Here is a 13703-nt window from a genome sequence, read left to right on the forward strand (position 1 = left end):
GACGAGCTCCCGGACTCAGGCCGGTGGACGCTGCCTGTTCTGGTGACGGCCCTCGACCAGGAAGGCGAGCCGCCTGAGGGCCTCGACGTTGCGCGGGCCGATCGCGAGCTGACGTGCCGGCTTCGGGATGAGCGTGCCCGGTCCGCTGGAGGCGTCCTCCTCGATCTTCACCGTGCAGCCGCCGTCGCGCGGTGTGATCGAGATGGCCACACGGGCCTCGCCGGCCGGCCAGCCCCGGGCAGTGAGGATCAGCTCACTGGGCTCGGTGGAGCGCTCCACCCTGGTGGTGTCGTTGATGAGCAAGGGCCAGATGCCGAACGAGTGGTGGATCTGAGCGTCCTCGGCGGGCCAGCTGTCGTCGACGTCACGCACGCGCGAGGCGCCCACGACCCAGGTCGCATAGAACCACCCGTCGGCGAGCACGTCCCACACCGCCTGCGCGGGTGCGTCGACGTCACGGGTGACGGTGATGACTCCGTTGCTCTGGTCCATGGTCAGCTCCTTCGGGGTGTCACGCTGCGGACGATGGTGGCGCCGGCACCGACGGCGGCTCCGGCGAGGCTGGCACCGCGCATCCAGTGTCGACCCCAGCGGCCGTGCAGTGCCTCACCCTCAGGGAGGGGAGACAGCACGTTGCCGGGGGAGTTCTCGACCTCACCGTGGGAGAGGCCTCCGACGCGCATGAGCGGGGTCACGATCGCGTCGAAGACCGTCGGTGCCATCCGGAACCCCGTCACGACGAGATGGTTCGCCAGGCCGACCGAGACCTCCCGGCGGGGGTGCGTGAGCGCCCGCACTGCGGCTCGGGCGACCTTCTCGGGAGGGTCGACCGGGGGCGGGGGCCGACCGTGTCGTTCGAGATACGTCCCGGCCTGGAGGTAGACGGGTGTGTCGACCCCACCCGGCCAGACCAGGCTGATGTCGATGCCCGGAGTGCTGCGGGCCTCGAGCTGCAGGGTGCGGACGAGACCATGGACCCCCCACTTCGCCGTGACGTAGGAGCTCATCCACGGGGTGCTGATCTTGCCGAGCAAGGAGCCGATCACCACCAGGCTTCCTCCGCCCTGGGCGGAGAAGGCCTGCAACGCCGCCCGGGCGACGTTGGCCGTGCCGGTGAGGGTGGTGTGGATGGCCGCGTCGAACACCTCCGCGGGCACATCCTCGAAGCGCCCGTAGGCCAGCGCCGCCGCCGAGTGGACCACCCCGTCGACCCGCCCGAACCTCTCCTGTGCCGCGTCGAAGGCGGCGGACACGGCCTCGGGGTCACCCACGTCGGCGACCGTGACGATGGCCTGGCCACCACGCGCCGCGCACTCGTCACGAACCGTCTCGAGGGACTCGCGCGAGCGGGCGAGGAGGGCGAGCGAGGCGCCCTCGTCGGCGAGCTGCAGGGCGGTCGCTCGCCCGATCCCGCTGGAGGCGCCGGTGATCAGGACGGTCCTGCGGGAGCTGGTCATGACCCCAGTCTGCGCCCTCGACCCGTCGAAAGGGTCGTGAGGTCCACCCCCAACCTCTAGTCAGGCGAGCTCGCGTCGGTAGTGCTCGGACAGCGCCGGGAAGTAGTCGTCGAAGTCGATGGCCGCGAGGTCCGCGTCGAGGTCGTCACCTGTCTCCGCCGCCACCAGCCGGTCGAGGTAGTAGTCCCAACCGGGCCCGACGCCCTCGGCCAGCGTGCTGTCGGCGACCTCCTGCGCGAACGTCAACGTCGTCACTCCCTGGGACTCGTCGAGGTCGAGCTGCCACCGCCACTCGAGGCTGTGGTCATCGGGCCGGGCCGACCGCATGACGAGGCGTTGCGGGGCGGAGCACTCGTCGATGTGGATGGTCTCCTCGGGAGCGTCCTCGGCCTCGGCGGTCATCCAGAACGAGACCGCACCCCTCGTCGGGTCGCCGCTCCAGTGACCGATCCAGCGCACCAGCCGGTCCGACTCGGTCACCGCTGCCCAGACATCCTCGATGGGTGCGCGGAAGGTGCGTTCGAAGACCAGGTATGCCGTCCCGTCCCGTTCCTCACGTCGGCCCGTTGCGCTCGCGGTGTGTGTCTTGGTCATGCCGTCTCCTCTGTCGAAGGGGTCGTCCGTGAAGGTGATGCGGAAGGTGATGCGTTGGTCGGGGTGGCGCGGTCGCGGACGGTGCGGCGGACCTCGAGGTCGAGGCCGTCGAGCACCGAGTCGCTGAAGCGTGGCGCGGGTGCGAGGGCAGAGAGGTAGTCGGCCACCGGTGCGAGTCCGCTGCGCTCGAGCCGGTAGTGCCGCTCGCGTCCGACGTCGTCGGCGGTGACGAGTCCGGCCTCGGCGAGGACGCGAAGGTGTCGACTGATGGCCGGCCTGCTGATGGCGTGCTCGCCAGCCAGGTCGATGACCCGGGCCGAGCCGTGCGCCAGCCTCGTGACCAGGTCGCGTCGGACCGGGTCCCCGAGAGCGGCGAAGGCATCCATGACCTATTGGTAACGCAACGGTTACCGATCTGTCAAGGAAAAAGAACTTCGGAAGGCGCGTCGAAATCGACCTGGGTCGTCCGGCATACCGGTCAGAAGGCACCACACCGGCGCCTCGACACCGAAGGAGACGTAGTCATGGGTTCGATCACCAGCAGCCTGTTCATCTCGCTCGACGGCGTCATCGAGTCGCCGGAGAAGTGGCACTTCCCGTACTTCAACGACGAGATGGGTGCCGTCGTCGGCGAGCAGATGGGCAAGGCGGACGCCACCCTCCTCGGGCGCCACACCTACGACGAGTTCGCCGGCTACTGGCCGCAGGCCGACCCGGCGGACCCGTTCACGGCGCAGATGAACGGCGCCCGCAAGTACGTCGTCTCGACCACCCTGGCGGAGGCCGAGTGGGAGAACTCGTCCGTCGTCAGGGGTGACGTCAGAGCCGAGCTGACCGGGCTCAAGGAGCAGCACCACCTCGGCACCACCGGCAGCGCCACGCTGGTCCGGTGGATGCTCGAGCAGGGCCTCGTCGACGAGCTGCACCTGCTCGTCCACCCGATCGTCGTCGGGACCGGCAAGAAGCTGTTCGCCGACGGAGCGAGCGTCCCCCTCACCCTTGCCTCCTCCACTACGTTCAGCACCGGGGTGCTGCACTTGGTCTACGCACCCACGAACGCCTGAGGAGAACAGCGATGCGCTACATGGTCATGCACTACCAGACCCAGGAGATGGAGGACGGCGTCGTCCCGTCACCCGAGGAGCAGGCCGCCATCGGCGAGTACATGCGTGAGGCCGCGATGTCCGGAGTGCTCCTCGGCGGAGAGGGCGTGCACGGCAGCAGCAAGGGCGCCCGGGTCGAGGTCACCGACGGCTCCGTCCGGGTCATCGACGGACCCTTTGCCGAGGCCAAGGAGCTCATCGGAGGCTTCGCGCTCCTCGACGTCTCGTCCCTCGACGAGGCCATCGAGCACGCCCGCAAGTTCGCGCTCCTCGTCGGAACCCACCGAGTCGACGTCCGGCAGGTCGTCGAGTTCGCCGACCTCGCCTGAGATGAGCACGGCAGCGGTCGACGCGACGATCGCCACCCTGTGGCGGGTCGAGTCGCCGCGGCTCATCGCTCGCCTGGGCCGGCTCGTCGGGGACCTCGACACCGCCGAGGAGCTGGCCCAGGACACCTTTGCCGCAGCCTTCGAGAAGTGGCGAGCGGACGGCATACCCGACAACCCGGGAGCGTGGCTCACGACGACGTCGCGCTACCTGGCGATCGACCGGATCCGCCGTCGGGACACCGGTCGTGACAAGCTCCGCACCGTCGCGGCGACCACTGCTGCGACGTTCGAGATCGACGTCGACCGCATCGTCGACGGTGACCTCGCCGACGACCTGCTCGGGCTGGTCCTCATGTCCTGCCACCCGCTGCTGGCGCCGGACGCGCGGTCCGCGCTGGTCCTCAAGCTCGTCTGCGGGCTCACGACGGCTGAGGTGGCGCGGGCCTTCCTGGCGCCGGAAGCGACTGTGGCACAACGGATCGTGCGTGCCAAGCGCACGTTGGCCGCGGCCAACATCCGCTTCGAGCTGCCGTCGGTCGAGCAGCGAGAGGAGCGGCTCGACGGGGTGCGGGAGGTCATCTACCTCCTGTTCAACGAGGGGTATGCCGCCTCGTCGGGTGATGCGTGGGTGCGCACCGACCTGTGCTCCGAAGCGCTGCGACTCGGCCGGGTGCTCGCGGCGCTCACGCCCCATGACCCGGAGTCGCTCGGCCTGCTCGCGCTCATGGAGATCCAGACGTCGCGGCTCGCTGCTCGCGTCGGACCGGACGGCGAGCAGGTGCTGCTGCTCGACCAGGACCGTTCTCGCTGGGACAGGCTGCTCATCCGTCGTGGGCTGGAGCTGATCGACCGGATCGACGACCTGCGGGGGACTGCGGGTCCCTACGCCCTCCAGGCGGCGATCGCTGCGTGCCACGCGCGGGCCATGACGGCCGAGGAGACTGACTGGGTGCGGATCGCCGCGCTCTACGACGGACTCGTCCAGGTCGTGCCGTCACCGGTCGTCGAGCTCAACCGGGCGGTGGCGGTCGGGCGCGCGTTCGGTGCCGAGGCGGGGCTCGAGATCGTCGCTCCCCTGCGGGGTCTGGCCTCGCTCGCGGGCTACCACCTGCTGCCCGCCGTCGCCGGCGATCTCGAGTGCACGGCCGGGCGGCACGAGCAGGCGCGTGAGGACTTCCTGCGTGCGGCATCCCTCGCGGGCAACACGCAGGACCGCGCGACGATGCAGCAGCGGGCCGCGGAGTGCGTAGTGCACTCGACGTGAATTGCATTGTGGCAGTTCCCGATTCGGCCAGATCTCGTGCTAGAGGGGCTTGACAAGCGAACACCTGTTCGAGGACAATAGTGAGTATGGATCAGGCAACCGGGGGCGACATCGCGCGGCTGCGCGCGGTGTTGGAGGGTGCCCGTGACGCGCTGGCTTCTGATGCTGCGGGGGCGGGTCCGTTGGGGGAGGTGCTGGCCCGCTTGAGTGCTTCGGAGCTGGCTGAGTTCATGGGGTTGTTGGATGACGTGAAGGCTCGGGCGGGGGCGGCGCAGGTGCGGGTGGTCGCGGAGGCGGCGCACCGGGGAGAGTTCACCTCGGCCCGGCGTGGGGTGGGGTCGGTGCATGCCTGGGTGCGTGAGCACGCGCCGTCGTTGCAGCAAGCGGGCGCGGGCCAGGTGGCGCAGCTGGCGCAGGAGGTGGCGTGTTCGGTGCCGGGCGGGTTGTGGTCCACGGCTGGTCCGGGCGCGGGGGCGTACGCGGACCCGGAGCGGCCCGAGGGTGTGGTGTGGTCGCGCGTGGTCACCGGTGAGGTGGGTGCGGGGTTGGCGTTGACGGCGCTGAAGGAGATGGCCAAGCTGGCCGACCACCTGCGCCCGGACGCGGTCCCGACGGTGGCAGGCGCGATCCTGGACCATGGGGTGCGGTGGGGGTGTGCCGAGGCCCGCCGTCTGCGGCCGCACTTGTTGGCGATGTTCGGGGTCGAGGGGGAGTTCGACGACGCGCAGCAGCGGTTGCGGAAGGCGGCGTACCTGACCTCGCCCCGGGTCAACGACGCCGACATCACGGAGTACCGGTTGGGGTTGACCCCGGCGCAGGCGGCGACGGTGGAGGCGGCGATCGGGCCGCTGTCGCAACCGGCCCCCAACGATGTCACGGGGGAGCGGGACCTTCGTCCGGCTGAGCAGCGCCGCGCGGAAGCGTTGGCTGCCCTCTGCGGTCGGGTCGCAGCGGAGGACGGCGCGCAGAAGCCTCCGGGTGGGGCGTCGACGACGTTGCACGTGACCATGACGTTGCAGGACCTGATCGAGAAGCTCCGTGCCCAGGACAGCGACAACACCCACGCGAACAGCAACACGGACGCCGGCACTGACGCAGCGGGTGCGAGTGCGGTGTCTGGTGCGGGGTGTGGTCGGGTGATGGTGTCCCGGGCGCAGGCCACGAAGCTGTCCCCGGCGGTCGTGCGGCAGCTCGCGTGCGACGCCGATGTCATCCCGGTGGTGTTGGGTGCCGAGGGTGAGGTCCTCGACCTGGGCCGGGCGGTGCGGTTGTTCACCCGGGCGCAGCGTCGGGCGTTGTGGCACCGCGACGGTGGCTGCACCTACCCCGGGTGTGATGTCCCGGCCGGGTGGGCCAAGGCGCATCATCTGCTCCACTGGGTCGACGGCGGCCCCTCGGACCTGGCCAACGCGGCCTTGTTGTGCCAGCGGCACCACAGCCACGTCCACGACCAGCGCCTCATCGCAACGGTGCACCCACCCGACGAACACGGCCGGTCAGTGACGTGGGACCTGACCCCCGGCTCCTACGACCGCGAGCTCCCCGCACGCCTCACCACGATCCGCCGTGCCCACGCGACGAAACGCACCACCGAGCAACAAGGGCTGGTCGAACACGTCCAGCTCGACACGGGACCACCCGACCCCTGGGCGAACGAACCACCCGCACACCTCGTCGCCCACTGGGTCGACGAGTGGAGGGCCGAGCACGACGCCGAGGACTGGGACCTGACCGCCTGAGCCCGCCGTGCCCACCGGTGGGCGAGCCAGGTCCTAGTCTCAGGCCATGACCACCGTGGCGTTCGTGCTCGCCGGCATCGCAGCTCTCATCCACGTCTACATCTTCCGGCTCGAGTCGCTCGCCTGGACCGACCCGAAGACCCGGGCCGTGTTCGGCACGACCCCCGAGACCGCCGAGGTCACCAAGCCGCTGGCCTACAACCAGGGCTTCTACAACCTCTTCCTCGCGATCATCGCCCTCATCGGAATCGCGGTGGGCGCCTTCGGCCCGGCGTCGTCCGACGATGTCTCGGCCGCACTGATCCTTGTCGCGTGCGGTTCGATGGTCGCGGCGGCGCTGGTCCTCGTGACGAGCGACCGCCGCAAGCTCCGCGCCGCCCTCACCCAGGGTCTGGCACCCGCTCTCGCGGTCATTGCCCTCGTGCTGAGCTGACCCGCGGAGTAGCGTCGCTGACATGCCCGCTCTCGTGACGTTCAACGAGTCCGCCGATCTCGACCCGACGGTGCCGCCCTCCGGCCCCGGCTGCGCCGATTGCACTGCAGCGCAGGGCTGGTGGGTCCACTTGCGGCGCTGCACTGCCTGCGGCCACATCGGCTGCTGCGACTCCTCGCCGGCGCAGCACGCCAGCGCCCACGCCCGGGAGAGCGGCCACCCCATCGTGACGAGCTATGAGCCCGGCGAGGTGTGGTTCTGGAACTACACCACCGAGGAGATGGGCCGAGGACCGGCTCTCGCCGAACCCTCCGCGCACCCGGAGGACCAGCCTGTTCCGGGTCCGCAGGGCCGGGTCCCGGACAACTGGCGCGATCTGATCCACACCTGAGCGAACGGCATACCTGCCTCATGACGGACACGACCCGTCCCCTCGGCGAGCAGCAGTACGTCGAGCTGACGACCTTCCGCCGCAACGGGACCCCGGTCTCCACCCCCGTGTGGATCGCCCCCGACGGCGACGACCTGCTCATCGTCACCGTCGACGAGACGGGAAAGACCAAACGCCTCGCCCACACCGCTCGGGTGGAGCTGCGACCCTGCGACGTGCGTGGCAACGTGCCACCGAACGCTCCGCGGTATGCCGCCCGCGCACGTGTCGATCGTGGCCCTGACGCGGTGGCCCGGGTGAAGCGAGCGATCGGCGCGAAGTACGGATGGTGGTACCGCGCGCTCACCCTCGTCGAGCCCGTCCTCGACCGTCTGCCGGGTCGCAAGGTCCGGGCAGCCGTCGTCGTCACCGACGTCAGGCTGCTCGGGTCCTGAGCTCCTTCTCGATGGACCGGGCGAACCCCGCGCCCATCGCGGCGAGCACACCGTGCATCGTCGCCTGGATGGCCGGCCTGGCGAGCCGCGGGAAGGGCAGCTCCACCGAGACGGTGAGCTCGATCCGCAGCCGCGTGGCTCCCTCGCCGTCGGCGTCGCGGAGGTCGTAGCGCCCGTCTGTCCCGGCGAGCTCCTTGCCCTGTCGCGGTGGTGCGTGGCGGAAGGTGATCGTCGACTTGGGGTCATAGGTCATGGCCTCGGTGAAGCCCAGCTCGAACGACTGGCCGAGGACCGGGATCCTGACCAGCTGCCAGTGCCACAGGTCGCCGTCGGCCGTGATCGAGCGGACCATCGGCGTGAGCCGGGCGATGGTCGCCGGGTCCGTGAGCACGTCCCAGACGAGGTCGCGCGGATGCGACACCGTCGCCTCGGAGGTCTTGGTCGCGGAGAAGGTGGCCACGGTCAGTAGCCCGACGACGAGCTGATGATCGAGACACAGGCGCCGCCGAGCACGAAGCTCCCGATCGCCAGGCCGATCATGAGCCCGACGCCCCAGGGGCGGGTGCTCCTGCCGAAGAGCAGCGGGATGCCCAGGAGCGTCGGGACGACCGTCACAAGCAGCACCTTGAGCTCGACCGGGCCGGGGAGCTCGACGAGGAGGAAGGCCAGCACTGGCGCGAAGATCGACACCGGCAGCCCGATGAGGAACCCGAAGAGCGTCTTGGCCCAGCTGGGGAGTCCGGGGGCCGGCTGGTTCTGCTGGTACGGCCCGTACGGCGGCGGCCCGTACGGCGGTGGCCCCGGCGGGGGACCCGGCGGTGGCCCCGGTGGCGGGCCCTGTGGCGGCAGTCCCCCGGGCGGTGTGCCCGGCGGTGGTCCGGGCGGCAGCTGGGTCATCGTTCCTCCACGGTGTTCGGGGCGGCAGTCACCAGAGCTCCCACGGTCCGTAGCCGACGACGAGAGCGCCGACCCCGACGGCGACGAGCAGGGCGAGATAGGCGAGGACGAGACGGGTGTCGCCGAGCAGGCACTTCGAGCGCATGAGCCCCGCACGCCGGGCCTTGGTGTAGCCCACTGCCCCGAGGCCGGCGAAGAAGACGAGGGCGATCGGCCCGAGCAGCCAGCCGAGGAGCGCGATGGTCGCAAAGATGCACAGCCGCAGCGGGTCGAACACCTCTGGCTCGGCGACGGGCACAGCGCTCTCGAGGGGGACGATGCGCGGGTCGGCCCCGCGCGGGTCGGCCCCGCGCGGCGAGGTCGTGGGCAGCGAGTTCCCTCCCGGTTCACTCATGTCGCCCCCCGGTGGCGGTGGAGATCCGGGTGCGCGACAACGGAGCCCACGCCTGGACCGCGCAGAACGGCGCGCACTGGTGGGCGTCGGTCTCGGCGTTGACGGTCGCGACGTGGACGCAGCACTGGGTCAGCCGCTCCTCGATCATCGTGTTCATGTCCATGAACGGCTTGACCGTCACCCGCAGCACCCGCTCGCCGAGCATCGCCCGCAGCCTCTCGTGCCGGCCGGGGAGCCTCGAGGACGCGAGGGTGGCGAGGGTGCCGATGCCGATGTCGCAGTGGGTGCAGATGTCCCTCCAGACGGAGGCCATCGACGGGTGTGACAACGAGGACTGCTCGCTGAGCAGGTCGAGGAGGGAGCCCTTGACGATCGCCTTCATGGCGTCGGGGATCGTGTCGTCGGCGATCCGGTTGGCGAGCAGGTCGGGCTCGAGGTCGAGCCACTCCTTGAGCCGGTCGTGGCCGATGAGGCTCGTCAGCGACCGCCAGGACCCGGAGTCGTCCTTGAGCAGGTAGCCGACCGAGCAGCAGTGCGGATGGCTGCAGGGCAGCGCGGTCAGGTCGCGCCAGGTCACCTGCCCCGCCGTCTGCTCCTCGAGCCGGGCGAGCACCCCGGTGTGGGTGAGGCGGTCGAGCGGGTCGACGCCGCCGCTGCGCCCACTGCCGAAGACCGGCTGGATCGTCACCCCGCCGACGTAGGGCGTGTCGAGGGCCCGCTTGATGACGTGGCCGATCTCGTCGTCGTTGACGCCGAGGGAGGCGGTCATGGTCAGGGTGGTGAAGACCCCTGCGGCAGAGAGGCGTTCGATCGCCCGCTCCTTGAAGCGACGGATGTCCGCACCCCGGTGCGTGATCGAGGCCTGCGCCGACTCCCCGTCGTACTGCAGGTAGACCTCGACCCGCTCCCGGTGCCGACGGAGCAGCGCGACGAGCTCGTCGTCCTGCGCGACCCGCAACCCGTTGGTGTTGACGAGGATGCGCACGATGGGTCGGGCGATGACCGCCTCGAGCAGCTCGGGCAGCTGCGGATAGAGCGTCGGCTCACCACCCGAGAGCATGAGCACGTCGATCCGCCCGTTCTCGCGCGAGAGGCGGGTGTCGATCGACGCGAGCACCTGCTCGAGCGGCGCCACACTGGCCAGCGCGGGGGACGACTCGGCGAAGCAGGTCGGGCACTTGAGGTTGCAGTGGTCGAGCAGGTCCTCCAGCAGGATGCAGGTGTGCTGGGTCTGCATCTGCGGCAGCCCGTCCTCGTAGGCGCTCGGCACCGGCTTGAAGTTCCCGGCCAGGTCCGGCTGGTGCACCTTCGTCGGGGCGGTCCACTGCTCGAGGTAGGCGAGGATCTCGGGCGACTCGTCATAGAGGGTGCGGACGAGTCCGTGGTCGGGACAACCCCGCTCGAGCCAGACCCGGTCGTCCCGGACGGCGAGCCAGCCGCTGAGGCGACGCACGTCCGCGAGGGGCCGGTCGGGCTGCTCCTCGTGGCACAACGGGCAGAACGCGTTGACATAACGGTGCACGCGGTAGTCGCGCAACGGCATACCGGCTCCTCGGGCACTGCTCACGCCGCCACCTCCGCGAGCCGCCGCTCAGGTGCCCCGGCATAGGCGCCGGAACGCCAGCGCCAGATGATGCGGGCAAGAAGGAGGGGGACGGTCACCGCGAGGAAGAGCTGTGGCCGGGTCATCCCGAGCCAGGCCACGTCGTTGCCGCGGACGAGCTCCACGAGGAACCGGAAGATCCCGTATGCCGCGACGTACCAGACGAACGTCTCTCCCGGCGGGAGACCGCGGTGTCTCAACCAGAACCACAGCACCGCGAACGCGACGAGGTGGAACGCGATCTCGTAGACGAACGACGGGTGCAGCGGCACGCCGGCGACGCTCCCGACGGCCGCGGCCGAGGTCGCGTCCAACGTGATCCCGAAGCCCCAGCCGGTCGGGGTGCCCGGCTCCTCGGTGAGCAGGCAGCCGATGCGACCGACTGCCATGCCGAGAGCCACGGCGGGAGCGAAGAGGTCGCCGGTCCGCAGCCGGTAGCCGGTCAGCCGTTTGGCGACATGCACCCCGAGCCAGGCCCCGACCAGGCCGCCGAGGATCGAGCGGTTGCCATGGGCCCACTGCTCCACGAGCGAGGCGTTGGCACGCAGGTCGACGTGCTGCAGCCACGTGCCCATGCGCATGAGGAGGGCCCCGCCGGTCACCGCCCCCAGCACGACGTGGAGCAGCCGCTCGTCGGACTGTCCGCGCCGCCGCGCCTCGAGGAAGAAGACCGCTGCGGCCACGGCCACGCCGAGTCCCACGAACAGCTCGTGGGTCGGGATCGGGCCGACGTGGGGGATCACCCGTTCACCCTCTCACCGGCACCCGCGCACCGCTCGTCATTGGGCCCGAAGCGAGTACGCGTACCCAGACGATCTGTTCGCCCCCCGGTCACTTCGTGCCAGCCCCGCGTTCGCCCGGGAGCGGGACGGTGGAGCGCCAGCCCGACCTGACGACCCGAGGAGAACCGAAGTTGGTCAACATCGACCGCCGCCGCTTCCTGCAGCTCGCCGGTGGGGCCACTGCCCTCACCATGCTCGACCAGAGCATCGCCCGCGCCGCGAGCATCCCGGCCAACCGTGCCACCGGATCACTCCAGGACGTCGAGCACATCGTCGTGCTGATGCAGGAGAACCGCAGCTTCGAGCACTACCTCGGCACGTTGCGCGGTGTCCGCGGTTTCGGCGACCCGCACCCGGCGATGCTCCCCAGCGGCAGGAACGTCTGGCACCAGAGCGACGGGGTGCGTGACGTCCTGCCCTTCCACCCCACCGTCGACGACCTCGGTGCCGCGTTCCTCGAGGGCCTGCCGCACAGCTGGACCGACGGACAGGAGGCGGTCAACAAGGGGCACTACAACCAGTGGGTCCCCGCCAAGGGCACGACGACCATGGCCTACCTCGAGCGCGAGGACGCGGCCTTCCACTTCGCGCTCGCTGACGCCTTCACGGTGTGCGACGCCTACTTCTGCTCCTTCATCGGCAACACCGACCCCAACCGCTACTACCTCTGGAGCGGCTGGACCGGCAACGACGGCAAGGGCGGCGGGCCCGTGCTCTACAACGACGAGCTCGGCTACGACTGGAAGACCTACCCCGAGCGGCTCGAGGAGGCCGGGGTGAGCTGGAAGGTCTACCAGGACGAGGGCACCGGACTCGACGCGGCCGGGTCGTGGGGCTGGACGTCCGACCCCTACATCGGCAACTACGGCGACAACTCGCTGCTCTACTTCAACTCCTACCGCGACGCGGCACCCGGGGACTACCACTACGAGAAGGCCCGACGGGGCACGAAGGCCCGCGACGGCGAGAGCTACTTCGCTCAGCTGCAGGCCGACGTCACCGCCGACCGGCTCCCGTCCATCTCGTGGATCGCCGCGCCCGAAGCCTTCTCGGAGCACTCGAACTGGCCGACCAACTACGGCGCCTGGTACATCGCGCAGGTCCTCGACGCGCTCACCTCGAACCCCGACGTGTGGAGCAGGACGGCCCTGGTCATCACCTATGACGAGAACGACGGGTTCTTCGACCATGTCGTCCCGCCGATCGCGAACAACGAGCAGATCCCGGGCGCATCCACCGTCCCGACCGACCACGAGTTCTACGAGGGCCGGCACGGCGACGGCGCCTATGGGCTCGCCCCACGCGTGCCGACCTTCGTCGTCTCACCGTGGAGCACCGGTGGTTGGGTGTGCTCGGAGGTCTTCGACCACACCTCGGTCATCCGCCTCATGGAGGCCCGGTTCGGCGTCGAGGAGCCCAACATCACCCCATGGCGCCGGGCCGTCTGCGGCGACCTCACCTCGGCCTTCGACTTCTCCACGTCGGTCGCGGCGGTGCCGACGCTGCCGAGCACCTCGGCGTGGGCGCCCCAGGACAGGCTGCGCCACCCCGACTACAAGCCGGTGCCACCGGTGCGAGGCGAGATGCCCACGCAGGAGCCCGGTACCCGTCCCTCCCGGGCCGTCGACTACCGCCTCGACGTCGTCGAGACCACGGTCGCCGGGCGGGTGGGCATCGACGTGACGAACCGTGGCTCGCTCGGAGCGCACCTCCAGGCGCGGCTTCTCGCGCCCGCCGGCGCGCCCCACAGCTACACGATCGGCGCGGGCGACCGCCTGTCGGCCTCGTGGCCGGTCACCGGGACCTACGACATCCAGGTCCACGGCCCGCACGGTCTCTTCCGTCGGTATGCCGGACAGGCCGACCGCGCGGACGTCACCGCCCGCCTGTCGACCAAGGCCGCCAACGGGACCGTGCGGCTGGACATCGACGCACCCCGTGGGATCGAGGTCGTCGTCACCGACGCGTATGCCGGCCGCGTGCCCGTCAAGGGCGGGCGCGGCACGGGCAAGGGTCACGTCTCCGTCGACACCTCCGACACCGGCGGCTGGTACGACCTCACCGTGACCGTCCCCGGGTCCAGCTGGCTACGAACCTTCGCCGGTCACCTCAGCGACGGCAGGCCGTCGGTGAGCGACCCCGCGCTGGGAGGCTGACCCGCGCACGGGAGCATGCGGCATACCCCATGCAGGTCGGCGGTCCCGGAGGGTGGCCGTCAAGGATGCGTCAAGACGGTGGGGGCGCTGCCGGAACGGCCCTAGCGTGACTCGTCGTGACGACACA

The 13703-nt window shown here is 70.4% G+C and carries 17 protein-coding genes; 8 read left to right on the forward strand and 9 right to left on the reverse strand.

Annotated elements, in window-relative coordinates:
* Nucleotides 1-15: 15 nt before the first annotated feature.
* Genes ACFQW8_RS08695 through ACFQW8_RS08710 form a run of 4 tightly spaced genes read right to left on the reverse strand, consistent with a single transcriptional unit; the run spans nucleotide 16 to nucleotide 2437 of the window.
* Complete coding sequence (locus tag ACFQW8_RS08695; RefSeq protein WP_380086608.1) at nucleotides 16-492, reverse strand: SRPBCC family protein; 477 nt, start codon at nucleotides 490-492, stop codon at nucleotides 16-18.
* Nucleotides 493-494: 2 nt separating this feature from the next.
* Nucleotides 495-1457, reverse strand: coding sequence for an SDR family NAD(P)-dependent oxidoreductase (locus ACFQW8_RS08700; protein ID WP_380086609.1), 963 nt, complete (start codon nucleotides 1455-1457; stop codon nucleotides 495-497).
* A 60-nt stretch (nucleotides 1458-1517) separates the two neighbouring features.
* Entirely contained in the window at nucleotides 1518-2051 is a 534-nt protein-coding gene (locus tag ACFQW8_RS08705; RefSeq protein ID WP_380086610.1) for an SRPBCC family protein, read from the reverse strand.
* Nucleotides 2048-2437 (reverse strand): ArsR/SmtB family transcription factor, encoded by a 390-nt coding sequence (locus tag ACFQW8_RS08710; RefSeq protein WP_380086612.1) that lies wholly within the window; start codon nucleotides 2435-2437, stop codon nucleotides 2048-2050. The genes ACFQW8_RS08705 and ACFQW8_RS08710 overlap by 4 nt, the downstream gene beginning before the upstream one ends.
* 138 nt (nucleotides 2438-2575) lie before the next feature.
* Here ACFQW8_RS08710 and ACFQW8_RS08715 point away from each other — a divergent pair, with 138 nt between their 5' ends.
* The 7 genes from ACFQW8_RS08715 (at nucleotide 2576) to ACFQW8_RS08745 (ending at nucleotide 7744) form a co-directional block, all read left to right on the forward strand.
* Nucleotides 2576-3115 carry a dihydrofolate reductase family protein gene (locus ACFQW8_RS08715; RefSeq protein WP_380086614.1) on the forward strand — a complete coding sequence of 180 codons (540 nt, stop codon included), beginning with the start codon at nucleotides 2576-2578 and terminating at the stop codon, nucleotides 3113-3115.
* A gap of 11 nt (nucleotides 3116-3126) precedes the next feature.
* On the forward strand, nucleotides 3127-3483 hold the full coding sequence (locus ACFQW8_RS08720) for a YciI family protein (protein WP_380086615.1): 357 nt from the start codon (nucleotides 3127-3129) through the stop codon (nucleotides 3481-3483).
* A gap of 1 nt (nucleotide 3484) precedes the next feature.
* A complete protein-coding gene (locus ACFQW8_RS08725; protein ID WP_380086616.1) occupies nucleotides 3485-4747 on the forward strand; it encodes an RNA polymerase sigma factor in 1263 nt (420 codons plus the stop codon).
* Between the two features lie 86 nt (nucleotides 4748-4833).
* On the forward strand, nucleotides 4834-6486 hold the full coding sequence (locus tag ACFQW8_RS08730; RefSeq protein ID WP_380086617.1) for an HNH endonuclease signature motif containing protein: 1653 nt from the start codon (nucleotides 4834-4836) through the stop codon (nucleotides 6484-6486).
* A 46-nt stretch (nucleotides 6487-6532) separates the two neighbouring features.
* Nucleotides 6533-6919, forward strand: coding sequence for a DUF1304 domain-containing protein (locus tag ACFQW8_RS08735; RefSeq protein ID WP_380086618.1), 387 nt, complete (start codon nucleotides 6533-6535; stop codon nucleotides 6917-6919).
* Between the two features lie 22 nt (nucleotides 6920-6941).
* Nucleotides 6942-7310 carry a UBP-type zinc finger domain-containing protein gene (locus ACFQW8_RS08740; protein ID WP_380086619.1) on the forward strand — a complete coding sequence of 123 codons (369 nt, stop codon included), beginning with the start codon at nucleotides 6942-6944 and terminating at the stop codon, nucleotides 7308-7310.
* A 20-nt stretch (nucleotides 7311-7330) separates the two neighbouring features.
* Nucleotides 7331-7744 carry a PPOX class F420-dependent oxidoreductase gene (locus ACFQW8_RS08745; protein ID WP_380086620.1) on the forward strand — a complete coding sequence of 138 codons (414 nt, stop codon included), beginning with the start codon at nucleotides 7331-7333 and terminating at the stop codon, nucleotides 7742-7744.
* On the opposite strand, the gene ACFQW8_RS08750 is transcribed toward ACFQW8_RS08745, so the two are convergent.
* Genes ACFQW8_RS08750 through ACFQW8_RS08770 form a run of 5 tightly spaced genes read right to left on the reverse strand, consistent with a single transcriptional unit; the run spans nucleotide 7725 to nucleotide 11381 of the window.
* Nucleotides 7725-8204 (reverse strand): SRPBCC family protein, encoded by a 480-nt coding sequence (locus tag ACFQW8_RS08750; RefSeq protein WP_380086621.1) that lies wholly within the window; start codon nucleotides 8202-8204, stop codon nucleotides 7725-7727. The two genes, ACFQW8_RS08745 and ACFQW8_RS08750, sit on opposite strands and share 20 nt — an antisense overlap.
* 2 nt (nucleotides 8205-8206) lie before the next feature.
* Nucleotides 8207-8641, reverse strand: coding sequence for a hypothetical protein (locus tag ACFQW8_RS08755; RefSeq protein WP_380086622.1), 435 nt, complete (start codon nucleotides 8639-8641; stop codon nucleotides 8207-8209).
* Between the two features lie 28 nt (nucleotides 8642-8669).
* On the reverse strand, nucleotides 8670-9035 hold the full coding sequence (locus ACFQW8_RS08760) for a hypothetical protein (protein WP_380086623.1): 366 nt from the start codon (nucleotides 9033-9035) through the stop codon (nucleotides 8670-8672).
* A complete protein-coding gene (locus ACFQW8_RS08765; RefSeq protein ID WP_449274533.1) occupies nucleotides 9028-10602 on the reverse strand; it encodes a radical SAM protein in 1575 nt (524 codons plus the stop codon). The genes ACFQW8_RS08760 and ACFQW8_RS08765 overlap by 8 nt, the downstream gene beginning before the upstream one ends.
* Nucleotides 10599-11381, reverse strand: coding sequence for a prolipoprotein diacylglyceryl transferase (locus tag ACFQW8_RS08770; RefSeq protein ID WP_380086624.1), 783 nt, complete (start codon nucleotides 11379-11381; stop codon nucleotides 10599-10601). The genes ACFQW8_RS08765 and ACFQW8_RS08770 overlap by 4 nt, the downstream gene beginning before the upstream one ends.
* Before the next feature lie 170 nt (nucleotides 11382-11551).
* Between ACFQW8_RS08770 and ACFQW8_RS08775 the strand changes: the two genes are divergently transcribed.
* On the forward strand, nucleotides 11552-13576 hold the full coding sequence (locus ACFQW8_RS08775) for a phosphocholine-specific phospholipase C (protein WP_380086625.1): 2025 nt from the start codon (nucleotides 11552-11554) through the stop codon (nucleotides 13574-13576).
* Nucleotides 13577-13703: the final 127 nt, after the last annotated feature.

It is taken from the genome of Knoellia altitudinis (assembly GCF_042666355.1).
GTDB lineage: Bacteria > Actinomycetota > Actinomycetes > Actinomycetales > Dermatophilaceae > Knoellia > Knoellia altitudinis.

What these genes read in the sequence shown, in the direction of transcription:
- ACFQW8_RS08720 (WP_380086615.1), top strand. Translation starts at nt 3,127, where the DNA reads ATGCGCTACATGGTCATGCACTACCAGACCCAGGAGATGGAGGACGGC.
- ACFQW8_RS08725 (WP_380086616.1), top strand. Translation starts at nt 3,485, where the DNA reads ATGAGCACGGCAGCGGTCGACGCGACGATCGCCACCCTGTGGCGGGTC.
- ACFQW8_RS08705 (WP_380086610.1), bottom strand. Translation starts at nt 2,051, where the DNA reads ATGACCAAGACACACACCGCGAGCGCAACGGGCCGACGTGAGGAACGG.
- ACFQW8_RS08715 (WP_380086614.1), top strand. Translation starts at nt 2,576, where the DNA reads ATGGGTTCGATCACCAGCAGCCTGTTCATCTCGCTCGACGGCGTCATC.
- ACFQW8_RS08700 (WP_380086609.1), bottom strand. Translation starts at nt 1,457, where the DNA reads ATGACCAGCTCCCGCAGGACCGTCCTGATCACCGGCGCCTCCAGCGGG.
- ACFQW8_RS08755 (WP_380086622.1), bottom strand. Translation starts at nt 8,641, where the DNA reads ATGACCCAGCTGCCGCCCGGACCACCGCCGGGCACACCGCCCGGGGGA.
- ACFQW8_RS08735 (WP_380086618.1), top strand. Translation starts at nt 6,533, where the DNA reads ATGACCACCGTGGCGTTCGTGCTCGCCGGCATCGCAGCTCTCATCCAC.
- ACFQW8_RS08710 (WP_380086612.1), bottom strand. Translation starts at nt 2,437, where the DNA reads ATGGATGCCTTCGCCGCTCTCGGGGACCCGGTCCGACGCGACCTGGTC.
- ACFQW8_RS08730 (WP_380086617.1), top strand. Translation starts at nt 4,834, where the DNA reads ATGGATCAGGCAACCGGGGGCGACATCGCGCGGCTGCGCGCGGTGTTG.
- ACFQW8_RS08740 (WP_380086619.1), top strand. Translation starts at nt 6,942, where the DNA reads ATGCCCGCTCTCGTGACGTTCAACGAGTCCGCCGATCTCGACCCGACG.
- ACFQW8_RS08760 (WP_380086623.1), bottom strand. Translation starts at nt 9,035, where the DNA reads ATGAGTGAACCGGGAGGGAACTCGCTGCCCACGACCTCGCCGCGCGGG.
- ACFQW8_RS08695 (WP_380086608.1), bottom strand. Translation starts at nt 492, where the DNA reads ATGGACCAGAGCAACGGAGTCATCACCGTCACCCGTGACGTCGACGCA.
- ACFQW8_RS08745 (WP_380086620.1), top strand. Translation starts at nt 7,331, where the DNA reads ATGACGGACACGACCCGTCCCCTCGGCGAGCAGCAGTACGTCGAGCTG.